Origin of the sequence: Kribbella jejuensis, from assembly GCF_006715085.1 — a bacterium.
GTDB lineage: Bacteria > Actinomycetota > Actinomycetes > Propionibacteriales > Kribbellaceae > Kribbella > Kribbella jejuensis.
The window spans coordinates 675,073-697,043 of record NZ_VFMM01000002.1 but is presented as its reverse complement, the minus strand read 5'-3'; the positions used below and the strand labels follow the sequence as shown (position 1 = coordinate 697,043).

Genomic DNA, 21,971 nt, shown 5'->3' with positions numbered 1-21,971 from the left:
AGGATCAAGACTTTGCGAATATGAAAGGCGTGGAGCTGCGCCATCTGCGGTACTTCGTCGCGGTCGCCGAGGAACGGCACTTCGGCCGCGCCGCGGCCCGCCTGCACATGGCCCAGCCGCCACTGTCGCAGCAGATTCGCCAACTCGAGAGCGAGCTCGGTCTGCAGCTGCTCCGTCGTACGACGCGACGTGTCGAGCTCACGCCCGCCGGTGAGGCTTACCTCGTCCGGGCCCGGCAGATCATCGCGGCCGTGTCATCTGCCGCGGGCGAGGCGCAGCGCGTGGCCGCCGGACTGCAGGGTCGCTTGGCGATCGGGTGCGTCGGCTCGGCGACGTACAGCCTGCTGCCGAGTCTGGTGCGCACACTGCGCGAGGAGCTGCCGGACGTCGAGGTGGCGGTGCAGGGCGAGATGCTCGCGCCCGATCAGGCACGGGCGCTGGTGGACGGGCGAATCGATCTCGGGCTGCTGCGACCGCCTGTCGACGAGGAGGCCCTCAGGCTCCAGGTACTGCGGGCCGACCGGCTGATCGTGGCGGTACCGGACAGGCATTGGTTGGCCGAGCGGCGCCGGGTACGGCTCGAGGAGCTGGTTGACGAGGACTTCGTGATCCACGCGGGTGGTGGGCGATCGGTGATGCACGACACCGTCCTCGCACGCTGTCGCGAGGCCGGGTTCGAACCGCGCATCCGGCATGAGGTGGCGGAGACGTCGACGCTGGTCACGTTCGTCGCGGCCGGCCTGGGAATCGCCGTCGTACCGGCGCCGACAGCAGAGCTGAGGGTCCCCGGCGTCGCCTACCGCGCACTCACCGGCCAAGCCTCCGTCGAACTGGCCGCCGCCACGCGCGCGGACGACGAGTCGCCGCAGCTGCAGCGAGCGTTGTCCGTCCTCGCGGGACTGGTTCAGTAGAACCCGTCCCGAGCCTGGGCATCGAGGCGACGGGTGCCGCTCAGGAGCCGCAGGTCCTCGGCGATCGCCTCAGCGGTCTCCCGCATCAACGGGATGACCTTCTCGATGATCTGCTGCTCGGTCATTCGCCCCACTGTCGTGGAGTAGGCGAGCGCCGCGAGTACGTCGCCGTCCGGCCTGCGAACCGGTACGGACGCCGACAGCAGGCCGTCCTCGAGCTCCGACTCGACCACGGCGTACCCGTCCTGCCGGACCCGGTGCAGCGCATCGCGGAACGCGGTCGGATCGGTGATCGTGCGGTGTGCCAACCGTGGCAGGCCGGCCGCGATCACGGCGTCGACGAGCGAAGCGTCCGCCCAGGCCGTCAGTACGCGTCCCATCGAGGTCGCGTGCGCCGGAACCCGGCTGCCCACGTCGACGGCGACGGCCATGATGCGGCGTACCTGGACGCGGGCGACGTACACGACGTCCGTGCCGTCGAGCTGCGCGAGTGACGCCGACTCCTGGGTCTCCTCGGCGAGCCGGAGCAGATGCGGCTGCGCGGTCTCCACGAAGCTGTGCGTGGCCGCGTAGTGCTGACCGATCGTGAGTACGCGCGGCGTCAGCGTCCACCGGCTGCCCTGCGCGGCGACGTACCCCAACCGCTGCAGGGTCAGCAGGATCCGGCGTACGGCGGGACGCGACAAGCCCGTCGCGGTGGCGACCTCCGCGAGCGTCGGGTTCGGCCGGTCGGCGTCGAACGCGAGCAGTACGGCGAACCCGCGCTCGATGCTCTGCACGTAGTCGCGTTCGCTCCCCTCCCCGGTCATGCGGGCCATCCTTCCACGGGTCACGAAAAAGTTGTTGAGCTCTTGACAGCTGCCCTCGGAGGACCCCAAGGTCTAGTCGTACGCCAAGCGTACGAGATGTACGCAGAGCGTACAACCTCCAGGAGGTGACGCAGATGGACTCGCGAGAACTCCGGACCGCGTTCGGCCAGTTCGCCACCGGCGTGACCGTGGTGACCTGCACCAGCGACGAAGGGCGGCCGCACGGGGCCACCGTGAACGCCTTCACCGCCGTATCCCTCGAGCCCGCGCTCGCGCAGGTCACGCTGAACCGCACATCGAAGGCGTGCCAGTACCTGACCGGCAAGCCGTTCGCGATCAACGTCCTGGCCCACGACCAACTCGACGTCGCCTGGCACTTCGCCGGACGTCCCGCGGACCGCGCACCCCGATGGGTCGACGGACCACTCGCTCCGCTGCTCGACGGCGCGGCCACGACGATCTCGTGCCGGCCGTGGCGGACGTACGACGGCGGCGACCACCTGATCGTGATCGGTGAGGTGGACGCGGTCGAGATCACGGCCCGGGACCCGCTGCTCTTCCACGGCGGCCGGTTCCGCTACCTGGGTCCGGTCGAGACCCACTGGTCCGGCTCCATCGACTGCCCGGACCGCGGCTGGTTCGACGCGGCCGCTGTCTTCACGCCCCTTGCCCTTGCCTGAAAGGACTTTCCATGACCACGACCGTCGAGCAACAGACCACCACAGTGCGCCCGATGACGGGAGCGGAGTACCTCGACTCCATCCGCGACGACCGCGAGATCTGGATCTACGGCGAACGCGTCAAGGACGTCACCGAGCACCCGGCGTTCCGCAACCCGGCCCGGATGACGGCCCGCCTGTACGACGCCTTGCACGACCCCGCCACCAAGGACGAGATCACCGTGCCGACCGATACCGGCAACGGCGGCTACACGCATCCGTTCTTCCGGAGCCCGCACAGCTCGGCGGACCTGCAGAAGGACCGGGTCGCGATCGAGCACTGGGCCCGGCAGACCTGGGGCTGGATGGGCCGCAGCCCCGACTACAAGGCCAGCTTCCTCGGCACGCTCGGCGGGAACACCGAGTTCTACGCGCCGTACGAGGAGAACGCGAAGCGCTGGTACAAGGAGTCGCAGGAGAAGGTCCTGTACTGGAACCACGCGATCATCAACCCGCCGGTCGACCGCAACCTGCCGCCCGACGAGGCCGGTGACATCTTCATGCGGGTCGAGAAGGAGACCGACGCCGGCGTGATCGTGTCCGGCGCGAAGGTGGTGGCGACGGGCTCGGCGATCACCAACTACAACTTCATCGCGCACTACGGGCTGCCGATCAAGAAGAAGGAGTACGCCCTGATCTGCACGGTCCCGATGAGCGCCCCTGGTGTGAAGCTCATCTGCCGGCCGTCGTACACCATGCAGGCCGACGTGATGGGCAGCCCGTTCGACTACCCGCTGTCCAGCCGGCTGGACGAGAACGACACGATCTTCGTCTTCGACAAGGTGCTGGTGCCGTGGGAGAACATCTTCCTGTACGGCGACGTGGACAAGATCAACGGGTTCTTCCCGCAGTCCGGGTTCATCCCGCGGTTCACGTTCCACGGCTGCATCCGGTTGTCGGTGAAGCTCGACTTCATCGCCGGATTGTTGCTCAAGGCCCTCGAATGCACGGGCAGCAAGGACTTCCGCGGCGTACAGACCCGGGTCGGTGAGGTCATCGGCTGGCGGAACCTGTTCCGCGCACTGGCCGACGCGATGGCGCTGAACCCGGACCCGGGACCGAACGGGACGGTACTGCCGAAGCTGGACTACGGCCTGATCTATCGGCAGTTCATGATCACCGGGTATCCGCGGGTGAAGGAGATCATCCAGCAGGACGTCGCGTCCGGGCTGATCTACCTCAACTCCAACGCCGTCGACTTCAAGACTCCCGAAGTACGCCCGTACCTCGATCGCTTCGTCCGCGGCTCGAACGGGTACGACGCCGTCGAGCGCACCAAGCTGATGAAGGCGCTGTGGGACGCGGTCGGTACCGAGTTCGGCGGCCGGCACGAACTGTACGAGCGGAACTACTCAGGCAACCACGAGAACGTCAAGGCGGAGATCCTGTTCGCCGCCGAGGCCCAGGGTGAGACCGCGGCGATGAAGGGCTTCGCCGAGACCATGCTCGCCGAGTACGACCTGGACGGCTGGACCGTGCCGGATCTGGTCAACCCGACCGATGTCAGCCGGATCCTGAACCGCTGAAGGAGCGCATCATGACTACTGTGCAGGATTCTCCGACCGCCGCCGGCTCCGGTGCGAACGCGAGCCAGAACTTCAAAGCCAAGCAACGCTCGGAGGCTGTGGTGCCGCCCGAGCGCGTCAGTGCCGCCGTCACCGCCGTACTGCAAGGCGTGCACACTGCCATCCGCGAGCACCAGGTGACCTATCCCGAATTCCAGGCCGCCAAGGCGTGGCTGATGGAGGTCGGTGAAGTCGGCGAATGGCCCTTGTTCATGGACGTCTTCGTCGAACATGTGGTGGAGGAAGTCGCCGCCTCGTCGCAGCGCGGGACGAAAGGCACGATCGAAGGTCCCTACTACCTGCCCGATCAGGTCCGGTTGGCTTCCCGGTGCGAGCTACCACATCGGCCGGACGAGAAGGGTACGCCGCTGGTGCTGAGCGGTCAGGTCCGCGATCTCGACGGGACGCCGCTCGCCGGTGCCGAGGTCGACATCTGGCATGCCGATGCCGACGGCTACTACTCCGGGTTCGCGCCCCACCTCCCGGACGGCAACCTGCGTGGGGTCGTCGTAACCGATGGTTCCGGACGCTTCGAGATCCGGACAGTGCAGCCGGCGCCGTACCAGATCCCGACCGACGGACCGACCGGCAAGTTGATCGAGGCGGCCGGATGGCACCCCTGGCGGCCGGCGCACCTGCACCTGATGGTGCGAGCCGACGGGCATCGCACGATCACCACCCAGCTGTACTTCGCCGGTGGCGAGTGGCTCGAGTCCGACGTCGCCGAGGCGACCAAGCCCGAGCTGATCCTCGACCCGGTCGACGACGGCACCGGCGTCCGGCGGGCGACGTACGACTTCGAGCTCGAGCCCGCCTGATGGAGCTCACGATCGACCGGCTGGAAACGGTCATCATCGACGTACCCCTCCGGCGGCCGCACCGGTTCGCTCGCGTCACGATGACCGCCCAGCCGGTCCTGCTGGCATTCGTCCACACCCGCGACGGCATCACCGGCGTGGGTGAAGGCGTGGTCCCGGGCGGACCGTGGTGGGGTGGCGAATCGGTCGAGTCGATGAAGGTCACACTCGACACGTACGTCGCTCCGCTGCTGGCCGGGCGCCGCGTCGACGACATCGCCTCGCTGTGGCAGGACATCTCCGACCACGTGAACGCGAACCTCTACGCGAAGTGCGCGGTCGAGGTCGCTCTGCACGACGCGTGGGCGCGGTCGCTCGGCGTACCCGTGCACGTCTTGCTCGGCGGTCTGGCACGTACGTCGATCGACGTGACGTGGGCGCTCGGGGCCGAGCCCGAGGAGGTTGTCGTCGACGAGGCACTGGCGAAGCTGCGGTCCGGGGAGCATCGGACGTTCAAGCTGAAGATGGGCGCCCTGCCCCCTGAGGAAGACACGCGCCGGGTTTGCGCGATCGCGGAGAAGCTCACCGGGACTGCCGGGGTGCGCGTGGATCTCAACGCCCGTTGGGATTTCACGACCGCGAAGACGTACCTGCCCCGGCTCGCGGCTGCCGGAGTCGAACTCGTCGAACAACCGGTGCCTGGCGAACAGGTCGAGGCGCTGGCAGAGCTCAATCGTCTGCTGCCGATACCGGTGATGGCCGATGAGAGTTTGCGGACACCGGTGGATGCCTTGCGGTTGGTGTCCCTCCGCGCCGCCGACATCTGGTCGATGAAGACAACGAAGGTCGGTGGCCTCCGCCGAGCCCGCGACATCGTCGCCATCGCGGCTGCCGCCGGCATTCCATGCCACGCGGGGACCTCGATCGAGACGGGCATCGGCACGGCGGCGTCGCTCCACCTCGCCTGCGCTGCTCCTGGAGTCACCTGGGGCAGCGAACTCTTCGGCCCGCTGCTGTTCGCAGAGGAGGTCCTGCGTACACCGTTGAGCTATCGCGACGGCGCGCTGCAACTGCCCGGCGGCCCGGGCCTCGGGGTGGAACTCGACCTCGACGCGGTCGCCGCCCTGCGCCGTCCTCAGCTGATGAAGGAGGCCTGATGCTGTTCCACGTCCGCATGGACGTCAACCTGCCTCCCGACCTGGATCCGGCAGTGCGCGCCGACCTGGTGAGTCGCGAGAAGGCGCGCGCCGTCGAGCTGCAGGAGAAAGGTGTTTGGCCGCAGTTGTGGCGCATCGTCGGCGAGTACGCGAACTTCAGCATCTTCGACGTGTCGTCGAACGACGAGCTCCACGACCTGCTGACCAGCCTGCCGCTTTTTCCGTACCTGAAGATCCAGGTCACGCCGCTGGCTACGCACCCGTCGAAGATCTGAGCGTCAGTTCGACCTCGTTGCGGTGCAGGGTGAGGTGGCCGCCGGCGGCTTCGGCGCAGCGGCGGGCAATGTCCAGGCCGAGGCCGGTCGAGCCGCGGTCGCTGCGGCCACGCTCACCCGCACCCAACGGGATCCCAGGACCCTTGTCCGCAACGACAATCCGTACGCCGGACTCCGTACGCGTCAGTGTGATCCTGGCCGGAGTTCCATCCGGAGTGTGAGCAACCACGTTCTCGACCAAGGCGTCCAGCGCGGCGCCCAGATCCTCGGCGGACGACCGCACCATCGCGGGCTCCTCCGGCAGATCGAGCGCCAACTCCCGGCCTTGGTCCTCGAACAGCGGCTCCCAGAAGGCCGCCCGTTGGCGCGTCACCTCGACCGCGTCACAGTGCGGGACCCGCCCCTCCCGCTGCGGTCGCCGGGCCGCGCTGATCACCGCGGTCAGCGTTCGCTCGAGACTGTTGACCTGGGTGTTGAGCTCCTCGGCGCTCTCGCGATCCGGCATCGCCTCGACCTGCAGCCGAAGTGCGGTCAACGGCGTACGCAACCGGTGCGAGAGGTCCGCGACCGCCTCGCGTTCGACCGCGATCACCTCGTCGATGCGGTCGGCGAGTCCGTTCAGCGCGGAGCCGACCTTTGCGACTTCGGTCGGCCCGGTGGTCGGTGCGCGGGCGTCCATGTCGCCGCGGGCGAGGCGTTCGGCCGTACTCGCGGTCTCTTCCAGCGGGCGGGCGAGGCGGCGGGAGACGAGTTCCGCGCCCGCGATGCTGAGCAGCAGTACGACGAGGCTTCCGCCGACCAGGATCAGGACCCGCGGGGTGAGTCCGGCGTACAGCTCGTCGCCGGTCAGGTAGAGGCAGACAGACGCGGTGCCGTGCGGCGTACCGACTCCGACGTCGACCGCGAGGCCGCCGTCGAGGTCGCGGTAGTCGGCGTCACCGACCTTCGGCGGTCCCTTCCGATCGCCGTCGCCGTCGTCCTCCCCGACCGGCACGTACTTCGGCGTCGGCACCCCGCCCGGCGGCGGATCGCCCAGCGTCGTACCGTCGGCCAGCCGCACCGAGATCCGTCCCGGCGCAGCGGGCAGACCGTTGATGTACGCCGTGATGTCGTCGTTCGTGTGGTCCTGATCGCCGACGTAGTACGCGACAGTCTCGGCCCGGTTGCGGGCCTTGTCCTTGGACTCGCTCGCCGTCGTGCTGCGCAGCAACAGAATCAGCGGTACGGCGAACGCGAGCACGACCAGCGTGGTCATCCCCACCGAGAGCAGCAGGATCCGCCGGCGCACCGTCAGCCGTCCCGGTCCGGCACGGCCAGCTTCACGCCGACGCCGCGGACGCTGTGCAGGAACCGCGGCGCGGCCGCCGTCTCGCCGAGCTTCCGCCGCAACCACGACAGGTGTACGTCGACAGTCCGGTCGCCGCCGCCCCACGGCAGCCCCCAGACCTCCGCGAGCAGCTCACGTTTGCTCACGACTGCCCCAGGTCGCCGCGACAACGCGAGCAACAGGTCGAACTCCTTGCGCGTCAGCTCCACCGGCTTACCGTCGACGGTCACCTCGCGGCTGCGCGAATCGATCCGCAGACCACCGACCTCGACGGTGAGCGATTCGCCGTGCTGTTCCTGCCCGAGCCGTCGCAGTACGGCGCGGATCCGGGCGTCCATCTGGGCGGCGCTGAACGGCTTGATCACGTAGTCGTCCGCGCCCGCGTCCAGCAGCCGTACGACGCTGGCATCGTCGTCCCGCGCCGTCGCCACGATCACCGGTACGTCACTGACCGCCCGTACCATCGCGAGCACGTCCCGCCCGTCCAGATCCGGCAGGCCGAGATCGAGCAGCAGTACCTCGGGCTTGTCCCGCGCCACCGCCGCCACTCCGTCCGCACCGGCTGCCACCGCCGAGACGACGTGCCCGGCCGCCGTCAGGGACTTCCCCAACGACAGCCGGATCGCATCGTCGTCCTCGATGAGCAGCACCCGGGCCATGCTTCAGAGCGTAACCGTCCGTCCCTCAAGGAACTCTCAAGCGATGGTCAAGCGGACGTGCGGCACTCACCAACCTCCGGCCTTCCCGCTTGGCCAGGCGGGAAGGCCGGCCCCGAGGCGGGGTTACTGAGTGCTGGAGGTCCGCGGCGGCCTGAGGCCGGTGGTGCGAAGTTCGAGGCCCGCGAGTTTCGCGATCACGTCCGCGTCGCCCGAGCGCCAGGCGGTGACCGGGTCGTCGGAGATCTTGGCGAGTTTGTGCATCGGCTGGTTCGCCATCGCACGCAGCGCGAACAGGTCGAGGTCGGCGGCGTTGTCGATGAACTTCTGCGCCGCCCGCGCCCGGCGGACGAAGCGGATCCGCCGCGGCACCCAGATCAGTACGGCGAACAGCACCGGCAGGCCGATCGTCACGCCCGCGAGCACGAGCGCCAACTGGTCCACCGCGTGCACCTGGTCCCGCCCCGCTTGGGCGAGTTTTCCGGCGGCGCCGGCGGCGCTGTCGATCGGCGACCGCAGCTCGTCGCCGACCGCCGGTACCTTGCCGATCGGCGCGGACAGCCGCCGCAGGTCTCCCGCCAACCCGTCACCGGCCTCCGCGGCCTTGCGTCCGGGGGCACCGAGCGCTTCGACCATCCGGTGGATCAGCAGACCGAGCTCCACGCACAACCAGATCCACCCGACCAGCAGCAGGTCGCCGACGACCTGCCGGAACCGCTGCCCGCCGACATCGGAGTACAGCTTCACGAAGCCTCCTCGAGGGTTCCGGGCAGCCTAGCGAAGCAGCTCAGAGGGCCGAGCGGAGGTTCCAGAGCAGCGGGTAGTAACGCAGGTCGAGGCGGCTGCGCAGGTAGCTGGCGCCGGACGAGCCGCCGGTACCGGGCTTGGTACCGATCATCCGCTCGACCATCACCACGTGCCGGGCCCGCCAGGCGGCGGCGAGCTCGTCGTGCTGGAGCAGGGCCTCGCCGAGTTCCCAGATCGCGGCGTAGTGCGAGCGGTCGCCGGCCACCTTCCGCAACGCGTCCCGGATCGAGTCCTCCGAGTCGGTGTCGAACCCGGCCTTCCGCAGTACTTCGAGATAGGCGTCCCAGAGCGTCGGCTCCTCGAGGCGGCGGCGCAGGCGCTCCTGCTCCACCTCGGTCAGGCCGCGGAACCGGCGTACGAACGAAGGGTCCTTCGCGGCCGACAGGAACTCGATCTCACGGAACTGCACCGACTGGAACCCGGACGCCGGCGACAGCCGGTGCCGGAACTCGCCGAAGTCCTGTGGGGTCATCGTCTCCAGGATGTCGACCTGCTGGGTGAGCACCCGCTCGATCGTGTGCACCCGGCGGAGCAGGTGCTCGGCGAGCCAGAGTTCGCCGTTCAGCATCGCGTCCCGGGAGGCGGTCAGCTCGTGCAGGATCTGCTTGAACCACAACTCGTAGACCTGGTGGATCGTGATGAACAACAGCTCGTCGTGCGCCGGCGGATCGGACTCCAGCCGCTGCTGGTCGAGCAGGTCCGCCAGCCGGAGGTAGCTGCCGTACGTGAGCCGGCCGCCCTCCTCACCGAAGTTCACGTCGACCCCGCCCCACTGCCCCGCGACCCCGTCACCACTGCCCATGTGACGGAGACTAGCCCACAGATCCGTGACCGGTCAGTGATTCGTTCGTTGGAACACTCGTACGCCGCGAGTCGAGGAGTTGTATGTCCGCCACGGTCGAAAGCCCGATCGTTCCTGGTCCTGTCCAAGGACCGACCCGGGAAGAGCCGCTGATCGAGGCGTTGTTGCTCGACGACTACCGGTCGCTGGTCCACCTCGCCTACCTGATCCTCCCGCCTGCGATCAGCCGGGCGAGGCGGGTGGCGGCCGCGCACGCCGTCGTGCAGCAGGCGCTGCCGCCCGGGCTGCCGTTGCCGGCCGAGCTCGTGCTGCCGTCGAGTCTCGTCGTACCGGCGGACGTCCGGGTGCCGGCGACGCGGCTGCGGGAGTTCATGCGCCGCCGGGTGGTCGAGGAGGCGACCCGGCAGGCCGAGCGCCGGTCCGTGCTCGCCCGGCTCGGCAGTGTGCTCGCACCGGCCGACGCGCTCGGCTTCGACCCGTGCAGCACCCGCCCCGACCGCACCGCGATCGCCCGCCGCCGCAACCGCGGCCGCCGCGTCGCGATCGCCGCCACCCTCGTCGTCGCCACCACGATCCTCACCGCACTCCTCACGTTCTGATCTTGACGTGGTGAGGTCGTCCGCTTACCTTCGGTGACACCGCTTTCTTCCTACCGCCCCAGGGAGATCTGTGATGTCCGTTGGAATCGTTTCCAGCCTTGCCCTGCTGATCGCTCCCCTCGGCGCGCCCGCACCGGCGCCGGCCACGCCGGAGGTGACCATGACCGCCCAGGCAACGATCTGCAACAAGTACTGCGACGCCCGCGACCCGGCGCTCGCCCCGAAGGACCGGACCCCGGTCTCCACGACGCTGTTCGGCCGCACGATCACGCTGCACTTCGACGACGACGACGCGATGGGCTGGGCCTCGATCGAGAACGGCAACCCCGGCGACGAGGTGTGGCTGGACCGCTCGATGGACGGCGGCCGCACCTGGTCCGGCGGCAGCCGGCTCGGCAACACCGCGATCCCGACCGGCCAACGCGGTTGGCGCACGCTGATGTACAACGTCGACGACTGGAACAACCTCGGCGTCGGCGCACTCCGCGCCTGTGGCAAGGCCGGTGACCGCACCGACGTCGCCTGCACCCCCTGGGCGCGGACGACCTGGAACGCGTGGGACCGTCGTACGGCGGCCTCGACGGCGCTGATGCAGGACTACAACCTGTCCACCGGACTGTTCGACACGACCGGCTGGTGGAACTCGGCGAATGCGTTGAACGCGCTGATCGACAACATCCGCGTCAGCGGGATGAAGAGCTACACGTACGCGATCGGGAAGACGTACGACCTGAACCTGAACAAGTTCGAGGGCCAGTTCCGCAACGACTACATCGACGACACCGGGTGGTGGGGACTCGCGTGGGTCGCCGCGTACGACCTGACCGGCGACGCGCGGTACCTGCAGACCGCACGGGCCGACGCGGACCACATGGCGGCGTACTGGGACAACACCTGCGGCGGCGGGGTCTGGTGGAGCGAGGCGAAGACGTACAAGAACGCGATCTCGAACTCGTTGTACATCCAGCTCAACGCGCAGCTGCACACCCGGGTGGCCGGCGATTCGACGTACCTGCAACGCGCGCAGGCCGGCTGGACCTGGTTCCAGCAGACCGGGATGATCAACGGCTCACACCTGGTGAACGACGGCATCGACCTGTCCACCTGCAAGAACAACGGGCAGACCGCGTGGACGTACAACCAGGGCGTGCTGATCGGCGGGCTCACGGAGTTGTTCAAGGCAACGAACAACTCGGCGTACCTGACCTCGGCGCGCGTTCTGGCCGACGCATCGACGACAGCGGCGTCGCTGCACACCACGGACGGCATTCTGCGCGAACCGTGCGAGGACGGCGACTGCGGCGGCGACGGGCCGTCGTTCAAAGGCGCGCATGTCCGCGGGCTCGGCAAGCTCAACGCGGCACTGTCCGATCACCCGTACACGGCGTACCTGCAGAAGCAGGCCGATCGCGCGTACGCGGCCGACCGGACGCCGATGGACCAGTACGGCCTGCGCTGGTACGGCCCCGTCGACAAGCTCGACGCGGCCCGGCAGCAGTCGGTGGTCGACCTGCTCAACACGGTGTGAGGCGCCCGATGCCTGCTCGGTGATGCCATGATGACCGCATGGAGCTGAAGATGTCGGCGTCGTACGACGCCACCCCCGAGGAAGTGTTCGCGATCGTCACGGACACCGCCTTCCGTGAGCAAGCCTGCGAGAAGACCAAGGCACTGTCGTACGACGTCAAGGTCAGCACGTCCGGCGCCGACACCGTGGTCCGGGTCAGCCGGCGGATGGAGGCCGTCGACATCCCGGACATGGCGAAGAAGTTCGTCGGCGACACGCTGACTCTCGTACAGACCGAGACCTGGCACGCGCCGGCGGCGGACGGCTCGCGGACCGCGGACGTGGCCGGCGAGATCAGCAACACGCCGGTCACGCTGAAGGGCACCGCGCGGATCGCGGCGGACGGAGCTCAGACCGTCCAGGCGATCGACCTCGAGGTGAAGGTCGCCGTACCGCTGATCGGCAAGAAGATGGAGCCGATGGTGGTGGACGCGATCCGTTCCGGCCTGCAGAAGGAGTACGACCTCGGCCACGAGTGGAGCGGCAAGTAGGACTGATCGCCGTGTCGCTGCACTGACGGCCGCACCTCCGGTGGCAACCTGAGAAGGAAGCGTTGCACCGGAGGTGACCCGTTCTGATGCGAAGTTCCCTGCGAAAGAGGCGCGCACTCGTCGTCACGGACAACGAGCAGTACTGCGCTTTCTGCGCCACCGTGACACCGTTCGAGCGCGTCGAACCGTCGGACTACCCCGTAGACGAACCAGACGAGTGGATCTGCATCACCTGCGGCTCCGCCCTCCTCGTCGACCCACCCACCCAGCCAATCCACCTGACCGCGTAACACGAGCGTCTGGAGCGGCTCGTCGCCAGACGGCATGGCGCCGAGCATAGGTAGTTGTCTGTGCTCGGCGCCTTCGGATAACTCAGCCCTGGTGGGGGTAGCGGTAGTCGGTGGGTGGGGTGAAGGTTTCCTTCATCGAACGCGGGGAGGCCCAGCGGATCAGGTTCCACATCGAGCCGGCCTTGTCGTTGGTGCCGGAGGCGCGGGCGCCACCGAAGGGCTGCTGCCCGACGACCGCACCGGTCGGCTTGTCGTTGACGTAGAAGTTGCCGGCCGCGAACCGCAGGTACTCGGCCGCCTCCGCGATCGCGTGCCGGTCCTGTGCGATCACCGCACCGGTCAGGCCGTACGGCGCGGAGTGCTCCATCCCCTTCATCACCGACGCGTAGTCGGCGTCCTCGTACACGTGCACGCCGAGGATCGGGCCGAAGTACTCGGTGGTGAAGATCTCGTCGGTGGGATCGGACGAGACCAGCAGCGTCGGGCGGACGAAGTACCCCTCGCTGTCGTCATAGGTGCCGCCGGCAACAACCTCGACCGAGTCGACCGAACGCGCCCGGTCCAGCGCCGCCTTGTGCTTGGCGAACGCGCGGTCGTCGATCACCGCACCGATGAAGTTCGACAGGTCGGTGACGTCCCCCATCGTCAGCGACTCGGTCTCCGCCACGAGGTCGTCCTTCAGCACGTCCCACACCGAGCGCGGCACGTACGCCCGCGACGCCGCCGAACACTTCTGCCCCTGGTACTCGAACGCGCCGCGCACCATCGCGGTCTTCAGCACCGCCGGATCCGCCGACGGATGCGCGAGGATGAAGTCCTTGCCGCCGGTCTCTCCGACGAGCCGGGGGTAGGTCTTGTACGACGCGATGTTCGCGCCGACCGTGCTCCACAGCGACTGGAACGTCTTGGTCGAGCCGGTGAAGTGGATACCGGCCAGGTCCGGGTGGGTCAGCGCCGCTTTCGACACGTCGATGCCGTCACCGGTGACCAGGTTGATCACACCGGCCGGCAGGCCCGCGGCCTCGAGCAGCCGCATCGTCCAGTGCGCCGCGAACTGCTGGGTCGGCGACGGCTTCCACACCACGGTGTTGCCCATCAGCGCGGGCGCGGTCGGCAGGTTGCCGGCGATCGCGGTGAAGTTGAACGGGGTGATCGCGTACACGAAGCCCTCGAGCGGCCGGTAGTCCACCCGGTTCCAGACCCCCGGTGACGAGATCGGCTGGTCGCTGACGATCTGCCGCGCGAACGCGACGTTGAACCGGAGGAAGTCGATCAGCTCGCAGGCGGAGTCGATCTCGGCCTGCTGGATCGTCTTCGACTGGCCGAGCATGGTGGCGGCGTTCAGCGTGTCCCGCCACGGGCCGGCCAGCAGGTCGGCGGCCTTCAGGAAGATCGCGGCCCGGTCGTCGAACGACAGCGAGCGCCACGCCGGAGCCGCGGCCAGCGCCGCGTCCACAGCGGCGCGACCGTCCGCCTCGGTGGCGTTACCCAGCGTGCCCAGCACGTGCGCGTGCCGGTGCGGCTGGACGACCTCGATCGGCGCGCCGCCGCCCAGCTTCTGCTCGCCGCCGATCGTGCAGGTCAGGTCGATCGACCCGGCCGCGGTGAAGTCCTTGAGCTTCGCCTCCAGGCTCGCGCGCTCGGCCGAGCCGGGCGCATAACCCTTCACGGGCTCGTTGGCGGGCGTCGGTACGGCGGTGACGGCATCCATGCGGCAGGACTCCTCGATCGTGCGGTGGACCGGACTGGCGTCACCCCCGGTGCGGATGGCCAGGCGTGACACCAGCATGGTGCCACGCCAGCACCGTCAACCACGAACGCAGCTGAATTACTTCCGCCACGGCATATGTTGGAGGGCCCAGGTGTTGCCGTCCGGGTCGGCGAACCAGGCGTAGAAGACGCCGCCGAGGTCCTCGGTGCCGCTGACCTCGACGCCGCGGCCGATCAGCTCGGCGCGGGCCGCCTCGATGTCCTTCACGACCAGGTGCAGGCCGCGTTGCGAACCCGGCTCCATCTGCATCTGCGGCAGCCCGGCCGTCAGCGAGATCGAGCAGTACGAACCGGGCGGCGTGAGCTGCACGATCCGCACCCCTTCGGCGGGCGTGATGTCCACGTCGCAGACGAACCCGGCCTGCTCGGTGTAGAACGCCTTCGCCCGGTCGACGTCCTCGACCGGCACCGGGATCAGCTCGAGCAGGTACGCCCCCGGAGCCACGACCGGGTGCGCCGGGTCCACCGGCACCTGCGAGAGGTCGGTCGGGATCTCCGTACGCTCCGTCATGACGCCTTCTTCTTCGCGGCGGTCTTCTTGGCCGGCGCCTTCTTCGCCGCGGCAGCCTTCTTCGCAGGCGCCTTCTTCGCCGCGGCGGCCTTCTTCGCCGGTGCCTTCTTGGCGGCGGCCGGTTCGCCACCACCCGCGCGACGTGCCTTGGCGGCCTCGACGGACGCCCGCAGCGCGGCCACCAGGTCGACCACCTCGGCGCCCTCGGCGCCTTCCTCCTCGTCGGACTCCGGCAGCGGTACGCCCTCCGCCTTCGCCTCGACGACCTTCTCCAGCGCCTCGCGGTACTCGTCGTGGTACTGGTCCGGGTCGAACTCGCCGCGCAGCGTGTCGATGTACGACGAGGCCATCGCCTTCTCCTGGGACCGGATCTCCACGTCCTCGGGCGGCGCAGCGAACGACTTGTCCCGGATCTCGTCCGGCCACAGCATCACCTGCAGCACCAGCACGTCGTCGACGGTCCGGAGCAGCCCGAGGCTCTCCCGGGACCGCAGCGCGACCTTGACCAGCGCATACAGCTCGGAGCCGTCCAGGGCGTCACGGAGCAGGACGTAAGGCTTGGCGCCGGGGCCGCCGTCGGCGGCCAGGTAGTACGACTTGCCGAGGTACAGCGGGTCGACCTGGTCGGCCGGCACGAACTCGAGCACGTCGATGACCTTCTTGCTGGACAGCGGCAGGTCGGCGAAGTCGTCCGGCTCCAGCACCACCATCCGGCCGTCGGCCATCTCGTACCCCTTGCCGATGTCGGAGTACGGCACCTCTTCGCCGTCGATCGAGCAGACCCGCTTGTACTTGATCCGCCCCCCGTCGGCGACGTGCACCTGGCGGAACGAGATGTCCTTCTCCTCGGTCGCGGAGAACACCTTGATCGGGATCGTCACCATCCCGAACGAGATGGCCCCCTTCCAGATCGCCTGCATCGCCATCAGCTCCTCTGTGCCGTCCGTGCCCTCGTGAGCCCTGATTCAGCCCTGACTAGCCCTGATCAGCGCTTCCGCCGCGCGGCCCCTCCGCCGCGAGCAGATCCGGGATCTCCTGTGTCGCGTACCACATCAGGTCTTCACCTTCGCATGAATCGAGGGCGAAGACCGCGTCGTCGTCACCGTCCTGAGCGGCATCCCAGAGGTCCGCGGCCTTGCCGATCACCGTGGTCGCCTGCGGGGCGTCCAGGTGCACCGACACCACCGAGCGCCACGGGATCACCACGTGCAGCTCCAGCCGGGCGTCACCGAGCTCCGCCGATCCATCGGCCGGCGGTACGGCGCTGACCTCGGCGGCGATCACCACCCGTCTCCGTGGGGTACCCGGATCGGCGGCGAGCAGTCCCACCGAGGCGCGGGCGGCCTGCGCCATCGCGGCGTACTCCAGCTCCTCGTCGTCGCCTTCGGCGTACCACTCCCGCAGCGCGGGCGTCACGGCGTACACCGTGAGCGGCGCCGGGCCGATCTCGCCGGCGTTGCAGACCGCGCTCAGCAACCGGAGCGTGGACGGAACGTAGACCCTCATGGACCCGCCTTCTTGGCCTGTGCGTTCTTCTGTGGGCTGCGCAGTTTCTTCCGGCCCCGGGGGGCCCGGTTCCGGCTGCCCCTGGTCGTCTCGAGCAGCTCGTCCAGCGCGTCGGTCAGACATTGGGCGAAAACGGCGAGGTCCGGCATCGCGGTGCGGTCCGCGTTGAGCCCGTAGTACACCTTGCCGTCGTACGACGTGACGCCGACGGACAGGCCCTGCCCGGGCATCAGCGGGACCACCGGGTACGACGCGAGCATCCGGGCGCCCTGTGCGTACAGCGGGAACTGGGGACCTGGGACGTTGGTGATCACCACGTCGTCGATCGGCCGGACCGTGGTGGTCGCGACCCGGGCGGCGAGCGCGTGCAGCGTGGTCGGGGCGAACCCGGCGATACCGACCAGCGAGCGGGCGCTGACCGCGCGGCCGGTGTCCTTGTGCACCTTGGTCTGGTACGAGATCTGGTGCAGCCGCATGACCGGGGAGTTCTCGCCGACCGGCAGGTTCACGCTGGAGGCGATCACCCGGGAACCGAGCGAGGTCGGCTCCTCGTCCTCGTCGTCGCGGATGCTGACCGGGACCACCGCACGCACGCTCCGGGTCGGCCCGACGCCCTCACCGCGGGTCATCATCCAGGCCCGGAACGCGCCCGCGACGACCGCGAGCACCACGTCGTTGACCGTGCCGCCGTGCGCGGCGCGGATGGTCCGGTAGTCCTCGAGGTCGGTCTGCACGGTGGTGAACCGGCGCTGACCGGACGTCTTCACGTGCAGCGAGCTCTCCTGCGCGTGCCGCTGCGCGACCAGCGAGCCGACCACGTCGCCGATCACCTCACGGACCGAGCTGGAGCCGGTCAGGCTGGTCATCTCGGCGCGCGCCAGCTCCAGGAACGCGCTCGGGTTGCGGGTCGCGTCCGCGAACACCCCCGCGAGCAGCTCCAGTGCGGACGGCGGGTGCTGGGGCTGCCAGGTGTCGGTGGGTGTCTCGTTCGGCTGGGCGGTGGCGTCGAGCACCACCTGGCCGATGTCGACCGTGCTGTTGCCGTCGACAAGTGCCTGGTGGGACTTCGCGATGATCGCGAACCGGTCGCCCTGCAGGCCCTCGACCAGGTACATCTCCCACAGCGGGCGGGCGCGGTCGAGCCGCCGGGACATGATCCGCGCGACCAGCTCGAGCAGCTGCGCGTGCGTCCCGGGGCGGGGCAACGCGGAGCGACGGACATGAAAGGTGATGTCGAACTCTTCGTCGTCCACCCAGACCGGCCCGGCGAACCGGCCGGGGACCTGCTGGACGCGCTGCCGGTACCGCGGCACGAAGGCGATCCGGTCCCGGATCAGGGCCACCAGGTTCTCGTAGTCGAACCCCTCGTCGCCGTGCACCGGCGGCTCGAAGATGTCGACGGTCCCGACGTGCATCGGGGTGGCCGGCGACTCGGCCTTGAGAAAGGTGAGATCGAGCGCCGTCAGCCGATCCGGCATCGCGGTCACCTTCCTCTCGTGGACAGGTTTCTCACCCTAGCGGGAAGCTCCGACAGTGTGCTGCAACACTTCCTGCTTGGGAACACTGAGCCATCCGTGTTCGTCAGGCAAGAGGGTGCGTCCTGCGCCCGGTGCTGTCATACGACCCCTTGAAAGGCCTCTGGACCGATGCGCTCGACGCTTACCCGCGGTGCCGCCACCGCTCTCCTGCCCACCCTCGGCATGCTGGTCCTGGCCGGCTGCGGTGGAGGCGACAGCAGTGGCAGCAGCACTCCCTCACCGAGTGCCCCGGCCAGCACGCCGACGTCGACCCTGCCGACCAGCACCCCGACCCCGGGCGCGCCGAACACCAGCTCCCCGTCGAACACCGCCGACCCGTCCGGTGAGACCGCGGACGTGACCATCAACGTCACCGTTGCCAACGGCAAGGTCAACCCGAGCGGCGCGACCATCAAGGTGCAGGCCGGGCAGACCGTTCTGGTCACGGCGACCAGCGACGCCGACGAGGAACTGCACATCCACGGGTACGACAAGGAGCTGGAGCTCACCCCGGGCAAGCCCGCGTCGGTGAAGTTCACCGCGAACATGAAGGGCACCTTCGAGGTCGAGACCCACAAGAGCGGCAAGCTGGTCGCGAAACTCGTCGTCTCGTGAGCGAGCGCAGCATGCCCACATCATGGGTGCCCGCAGCGAAGCGAGGACGTCCATGATGCTTCCACTGCACGGAATCGGTGGCAGGCAGGACCTGCCGATTCCGTTCGGGCTGGCGGTGGGCGGCGCGGCGGTCGCGGTCGCGGTGTCGTTCATCGTGCTCGGCCTGGCCTGGCGAAGTCCGAAGTACCGCGGCAACGCCTCCGGGAAACCGTTGCCCGCCGCAATCACCCGGACCGTCGACGCCGGCTGGTTCCGGTGGCTGGTCCGGCTGATCGGGCTGGCGATCTTCCTGTACGCGATGTTCTCGCTGGTCTTCGGCGTCGACCGGCTGACGAACCCGATCTTCGGGTTCATCTACATCCTGGTCTGGGTCGGGCTGGTGCCGATCTCGCTTGTGTTCGGCCCGGTCTGGCGGACCCTGAACCCGCTGCGCACCCTGCACCTGCTGCTCTCGAAGCTGCTCCGCCAGCCGCCGTCGAGGGGCCTGCTGGAGCTGCCGCGCTGGGCGGGCCTGTGGCCGGCCGCGCTCGGCATCTTCGCGTTCACCTGGCTCGAACTCGTCGCTCCGGACCGCGCGACCATCCCGGTCCTGCAGGCCTGGATCGCGTTGTACGTCGTGATCCAGCTGTTCGGCGCGATCCTGTTCGGCGACCGGTGGTTCGCGCAGGGCGATCCGTTCGAGGTGTACGCGACGCTGATGGCCCGGCTGTCGCCGTGGGGCCGCCGGACCGACGGCGCTCTGGTCGTACGGCGTCCGCTCGAGAACCTCGACGGTCTCCGCGCGCAACCAGGCCTCGTCGGGATGGTCGCCGCGCTGCTCGGGTCGACGGCGTACGACGGGTTCTCGAACTCGTCGGCGTGGATCGGCTGGGCGCAGAACCAGGACATCTCGATGACCTGGCTCGGGACCGGCGCGCTGATCGTGTTCATCCTGTTCGTACTGGTCACGTACTCCGGCGCCACGGTCCTCGCGGGCCGGCTGTCCGACAGTTCGCGGACGTCGCTACCGGGTCTGTTCGCGCACTCCGTCGTACCGATCGCCTTCGGGTACGTCGTCGCGCACTACCTGACCCTGTTCATCCTCGAGGGCCAGCGGACGCTGATCTACCTGAGCGATCCGCTGAGCAACGGCGCGAACATCTTCGGCACCGGCCTGCTCGCGGTGAACACCGGCATCACCAACCACAGCACGATGATCGCCGTGATCCAGGTCCTCGCGGTCGTCTGCGGCCACCTGCTCGGCGTGATCTCCGCCCACGACCGAGCCGTCGCCCTCTTCCCCCGAGCCAGAGCCCTGGCCGGTCAGCTGCCCCTGCTGATCGTCATGGTCGGCTACACCTGTGCCGGCCTACTGCTGCTCTTCTCGTCCTGAGCTTCTCGACAGCCCGCGGCTGGTGACGATCAGCAGGATGAAGGCGATCATGCCGACGATCAGGTGCGAGTTGCCGGGGATCGACTGCCAGAAGGTCCAGTTGAGTTCGCGGTCGTCGCGGTACGGGACCCACCAGATCGAGCGGAGTACGAACAGGCCGTAGAACAGGACCCCGGTGACGACCGCCGGGTTCAGGCCCCAGACGCGGTTCACACCGCGGATCAGACTGACCCCGAGCGGGATGATCCAGACCCAGTGGTGGCTCCACGAGATCGGCGACGCGTACAACACGGCGAGTGCCATCACGGAGATCGCGGTCACCCGCTCGTCGGCCAGCCAGTACTTGCGGGCCAGCCACAACACCACCAGCCCGAACACCACCGACAGCACGAACCAGGTCGGCTGCACCCAGCTCGCCTGGTCGCCGATCCGGTGCAGAAACCCGTTGAACGACTGGTTGCCGGTGTACGCGATCCCGCCGACCCGGTTCGCGTCCAGGATCACGTCGGTCCAGTACCGCCAGGACTGGTGCGGCACGATCGCGAATCCGATCGCCATCGTCGCGAGCAGCCCGAGTACGGCGTTCCGCAGCGCGCGCCACTGCTTCGTCACGACGAGCAGCGCGAGGAACGGCAGCGGTGTGAGCTTGACGCCGATCGTGACGCCGACCCAGAACCCGCGCAGCCGGGTGTCGTTCGGCCGGACCAGGTCGAGCAGGATCATTGCGGTCAGCAACAGGTTGATCTGGCCGAACTGGATCGTCTGCCAGACCGGTTCCAGCAGCAGCGACAGCAGCGTCAGCGCGATCAGCACCGCGGTCCGCTTGCGCTGGGTCACGAACGACCAGAACGTCTTGGGCAGACTGGTCCGCCAGAGCGCGGTGATGCACAGCACCGAGAGGGTCGTCCACGCGACCAGCGCCACTCCCCACGGTACGGCGGCCAGCGGGACCATCGCGATCGCGGCGAACGGCGGGTACGTGAACGGGAGGTTCGAGCCGCCGGGCAGCTTGGCGTCGTACAGCGAATCGCCGTGCAGCAGCACCGAGCCGCCCATCCGGTAGACGCGCAGGTCGATCATGCCGCCGTACAGGTGGGCGATCCAGGCGCCGACGGCGACCAGCGCGGCGCAGGCGAGCACCGCGATCACGACGCCGCGGCGGCCTGCCGGACGAGTCGGGGAGGAAGCAGGGGTGGTCACGGTCACGTCAGGTCGGCTCCGAACAGGTCTTCCAGCGCTCGCCGGGTCTCGTCGTACTCGGTGTGAAGAATCGCGGTCATGCCGACCGCGCGGGCGCCGTCGACGTTGAGTTGCAGGTCGTCGACGAACACGCACTCGGCCGGTTCCAGGCCGAGCCGGCCGGCCGCCAGCCGGAAGATCTCCGGTTCGGGCTTGCGCAGCCCGACCTCACCGGAGATGACGATGTCGTCGAACATGCCGTCCCAGGTGTCGCGCGGGTAGGTGTTGCCCCAGGAGTTGGACAGCAGCGCGGTCCGGATCCCGCGCTGGTTGATCCGGCGGACCAGCGCGGCCATCGCGGGCTGGTGCTCGAAGTGCGCGAACATCCGCTCGATCAGCCCCTCGGCCGGTACCGGCGTACCGTCGCGGCGGACGAGCATCGAGGCGAGTTTGCGTTCGAAGTCGGGCACCGCGAGCTGGCCGCGTTCGAGCGCGTGCACCGGGTTGAGCTCGGCGGTCGCGGCGTTCTCGGACGGCAGCCATTTCAGCACGGCCTCGAGGTAGGAATCGAAGTCGAAGTCGTCGAGCTCGGCCCAGCGCCGCAGCGCCGGCTCCAGACCCGAGGTGAGGACGCCGCCCCAGTCCACCAGCAGACCACGCACCTCGACCATGGCGGCAAGCCTACTCAGACCGCAGGCGCGCTCACCCTCCCCACCCTCGATCTCACTC

At 68.8% G+C, this 21,971-nt stretch carries 24 protein-coding genes; 12 read left to right on the top strand and 12 right to left on the bottom strand.

Features of this window, described 5'->3' with window-relative positions:
• Nucleotides 1–20: 20 nt before the first annotated feature.
• Complete coding sequence (locus tag FB475_RS23285) at nucleotides 21–911, top strand: LysR family transcriptional regulator (RefSeq protein WP_185759402.1); 891 nt, start codon at nucleotides 21–23, stop codon at nucleotides 909–911.
• Here FB475_RS23285 and FB475_RS23280 read toward each other — a convergent pair.
• Nucleotides 905–1,720, bottom strand: a complete 816-nt coding sequence (locus tag FB475_RS23280; RefSeq protein ID WP_238332364.1) for an IclR family transcriptional regulator domain-containing protein — start codon at nucleotides 1,718–1,720, stop codon at nucleotides 905–907. The genes FB475_RS23285 and FB475_RS23280 overlap by 7 nt on opposite strands.
• A gap of 134 nt (nucleotides 1,721–1,854) precedes the next feature.
• On the opposite strand from FB475_RS23280, the gene FB475_RS23275 reads away from it, so the two are divergent.
• Genes FB475_RS23275 through catC form a run of 5 tightly spaced genes read left to right on the top strand, consistent with a single transcriptional unit; the run spans nucleotide 1,855 to nucleotide 6,233 of the window.
• Nucleotides 1,855–2,400 (top strand): flavin reductase family protein, encoded by a 546-nt coding sequence (locus tag FB475_RS23275; RefSeq protein ID WP_141858684.1) that lies wholly within the window; start codon nucleotides 1,855–1,857, stop codon nucleotides 2,398–2,400.
• Nucleotides 2,401–2,411: 11 nt separating this feature from the next.
• The gene (locus tag FB475_RS23270) at nucleotides 2,412–3,965 is read left to right on the top strand and encodes a 4-hydroxyphenylacetate 3-hydroxylase family protein (protein WP_141858683.1); all 1,554 of its coding nucleotides are present in this window, start codon (nucleotides 2,412–2,414) and stop codon (nucleotides 3,963–3,965) included.
• A gap of 11 nt (nucleotides 3,966–3,976) precedes the next feature.
• Nucleotides 3,977–4,822 (top strand): catechol 1,2-dioxygenase, encoded by an 846-nt coding sequence (gene catA, locus FB475_RS23265; protein ID WP_141858682.1) that lies wholly within the window; start codon nucleotides 3,977–3,979, stop codon nucleotides 4,820–4,822.
• Nucleotides 4,822–5,958, top strand: coding sequence for a muconate/chloromuconate family cycloisomerase (locus tag FB475_RS23260; RefSeq protein ID WP_202878475.1), 1,137 nt, complete (start codon nucleotides 4,822–4,824; stop codon nucleotides 5,956–5,958). Before catA ends, FB475_RS23260 begins: the two co-directional genes overlap by 1 nt.
• On the top strand, nucleotides 5,958–6,233 hold the full coding sequence (gene catC / locus FB475_RS23255) for a muconolactone Delta-isomerase (RefSeq protein WP_141858681.1): 276 nt from the start codon (nucleotides 5,958–5,960) through the stop codon (nucleotides 6,231–6,233). The genes FB475_RS23260 and catC overlap by 1 nt, the downstream gene beginning before the upstream one ends.
• On the opposite strand, the gene FB475_RS23250 is transcribed toward catC, so the two are convergent.
• The 4 genes from FB475_RS23250 to FB475_RS23235 all read right to left on the bottom strand — a co-directional run bounded on the left by FB475_RS23250 (nucleotide 6,211) and on the right by FB475_RS23235 (nucleotide 9,825).
• Nucleotides 6,211–7,521, bottom strand: a complete 1,311-nt coding sequence (locus FB475_RS23250) for a sensor histidine kinase (RefSeq protein ID WP_141858680.1) — start codon at nucleotides 7,519–7,521, stop codon at nucleotides 6,211–6,213. The two genes, catC and FB475_RS23250, sit on opposite strands and share 23 nt — an antisense overlap.
• Nucleotides 7,522–7,523: 2 nt before the next feature.
• Nucleotides 7,524–8,219, bottom strand: coding sequence for a response regulator transcription factor (locus FB475_RS23245; protein WP_141858679.1), 696 nt, complete (start codon nucleotides 8,217–8,219; stop codon nucleotides 7,524–7,526).
• Between the two features lie 123 nt (nucleotides 8,220–8,342).
• Nucleotides 8,343–8,963, bottom strand: a complete 621-nt coding sequence (locus FB475_RS23240; protein WP_141858678.1) for a hypothetical protein — start codon at nucleotides 8,961–8,963, stop codon at nucleotides 8,343–8,345.
• A 40-nt stretch (nucleotides 8,964–9,003) separates the two neighbouring features.
• On the bottom strand, nucleotides 9,004–9,825 hold the full coding sequence (locus FB475_RS23235; RefSeq protein WP_141858677.1) for a tryptophan 2,3-dioxygenase: 822 nt from the start codon (nucleotides 9,823–9,825) through the stop codon (nucleotides 9,004–9,006).
• An 83-nt stretch (nucleotides 9,826–9,908) separates the two neighbouring features.
• On the opposite strand from FB475_RS23235, the gene FB475_RS23230 reads away from it, so the two are divergent.
• The 4 genes from FB475_RS23230 (at nucleotide 9,909) to FB475_RS23215 (ending at nucleotide 12,772) form a co-directional block, all read left to right on the top strand.
• Nucleotides 9,909–10,424, top strand: coding sequence for a hypothetical protein (locus FB475_RS23230; RefSeq protein WP_141858676.1), 516 nt, complete (start codon nucleotides 9,909–9,911; stop codon nucleotides 10,422–10,424).
• Nucleotides 10,425–10,497: 73 nt separating this feature from the next.
• A complete protein-coding gene (locus FB475_RS23225) occupies nucleotides 10,498–11,952 on the top strand; it encodes a glycoside hydrolase family 76 protein (RefSeq protein ID WP_141858675.1) in 1,455 nt (484 codons plus the stop codon).
• 38 nt (nucleotides 11,953–11,990) lie between these two features.
• Nucleotides 11,991–12,482: a DUF2505 domain-containing protein gene (locus FB475_RS23220; RefSeq protein WP_141858674.1), complete on the top strand. Its 492-nt coding sequence runs from the start codon at nucleotides 11,991–11,993 to the stop codon at nucleotides 12,480–12,482.
• A gap of 86 nt (nucleotides 12,483–12,568) precedes the next feature.
• Nucleotides 12,569–12,772, top strand: coding sequence for a hypothetical protein (locus tag FB475_RS23215; RefSeq protein ID WP_141858673.1), 204 nt, complete (start codon nucleotides 12,569–12,571; stop codon nucleotides 12,770–12,772).
• Between the two features lie 82 nt (nucleotides 12,773–12,854).
• Here FB475_RS23215 and pruA read toward each other — a convergent pair whose 3' ends face one another.
• The 5 genes from pruA to FB475_RS23190 form a co-directional block, all read right to left on the bottom strand.
• The gene (pruA, locus tag FB475_RS23210) at nucleotides 12,855–14,483 is read right to left on the bottom strand and encodes an L-glutamate gamma-semialdehyde dehydrogenase (RefSeq protein ID WP_141858672.1); all 1,629 of its coding nucleotides are present in this window, start codon (nucleotides 14,481–14,483) and stop codon (nucleotides 12,855–12,857) included.
• Nucleotides 14,484–14,600: 117 nt separating this feature from the next.
• Nucleotides 14,601–15,053: a VOC family protein gene (locus FB475_RS23205; protein WP_141858671.1), complete on the bottom strand. Its 453-nt coding sequence runs from the start codon at nucleotides 15,051–15,053 to the stop codon at nucleotides 14,601–14,603.
• Nucleotides 15,050–15,979 (bottom strand): non-homologous end joining protein Ku, encoded by a 930-nt coding sequence (gene ku, locus FB475_RS23200; RefSeq protein ID WP_238332363.1) that lies wholly within the window; start codon nucleotides 15,977–15,979, stop codon nucleotides 15,050–15,052. Before ku ends, FB475_RS23205 begins: the two co-directional genes overlap by 4 nt.
• 49 nt (nucleotides 15,980–16,028) lie before the next feature.
• Nucleotides 16,029–16,559, bottom strand: coding sequence for a DUF6912 family protein (locus FB475_RS23195; protein ID WP_141858670.1), 531 nt, complete (start codon nucleotides 16,557–16,559; stop codon nucleotides 16,029–16,031).
• On the bottom strand, nucleotides 16,556–18,037 hold the full coding sequence (locus FB475_RS23190; RefSeq protein ID WP_141858669.1) for a WS/DGAT/MGAT family O-acyltransferase: 1,482 nt from the start codon (nucleotides 18,035–18,037) through the stop codon (nucleotides 16,556–16,558). Before FB475_RS23190 ends, FB475_RS23195 begins: the two co-directional genes overlap by 4 nt.
• Nucleotides 18,038–18,205: 168 nt before the next feature.
• Here FB475_RS23190 and FB475_RS23185 point away from each other — a divergent pair, with 168 nt between their 5' ends.
• Nucleotides 18,206–18,691, top strand: a complete 486-nt coding sequence (locus FB475_RS23185) for a cupredoxin domain-containing protein (RefSeq protein WP_141858668.1) — start codon at nucleotides 18,206–18,208, stop codon at nucleotides 18,689–18,691.
• A 52-nt stretch (nucleotides 18,692–18,743) separates the two neighbouring features.
• Nucleotides 18,744–20,063 (top strand): hypothetical protein, encoded by a 1,320-nt coding sequence (locus FB475_RS23180; RefSeq protein WP_238332362.1) that lies wholly within the window; start codon nucleotides 18,744–18,746, stop codon nucleotides 20,061–20,063.
• On the opposite strand, the gene FB475_RS23175 is transcribed toward FB475_RS23180, so the two are convergent.
• Both FB475_RS23175 and FB475_RS23170 read right to left on the bottom strand, forming a co-directional pair.
• On the bottom strand, nucleotides 20,040–21,269 hold the full coding sequence (locus FB475_RS23175) for a glycosyltransferase 87 family protein (RefSeq protein ID WP_238332361.1): 1,230 nt from the start codon (nucleotides 21,267–21,269) through the stop codon (nucleotides 20,040–20,042). The two genes, FB475_RS23180 and FB475_RS23175, sit on opposite strands and share 24 nt — an antisense overlap.
• The gene (locus tag FB475_RS23170; RefSeq protein ID WP_141858666.1) at nucleotides 21,266–21,913 is read right to left on the bottom strand and encodes an HAD family hydrolase; all 648 of its coding nucleotides are present in this window, start codon (nucleotides 21,911–21,913) and stop codon (nucleotides 21,266–21,268) included. Before FB475_RS23170 ends, FB475_RS23175 begins: the two co-directional genes overlap by 4 nt.
• Between the last annotated feature and the right edge of the window lie 58 nt (nucleotides 21,914–21,971).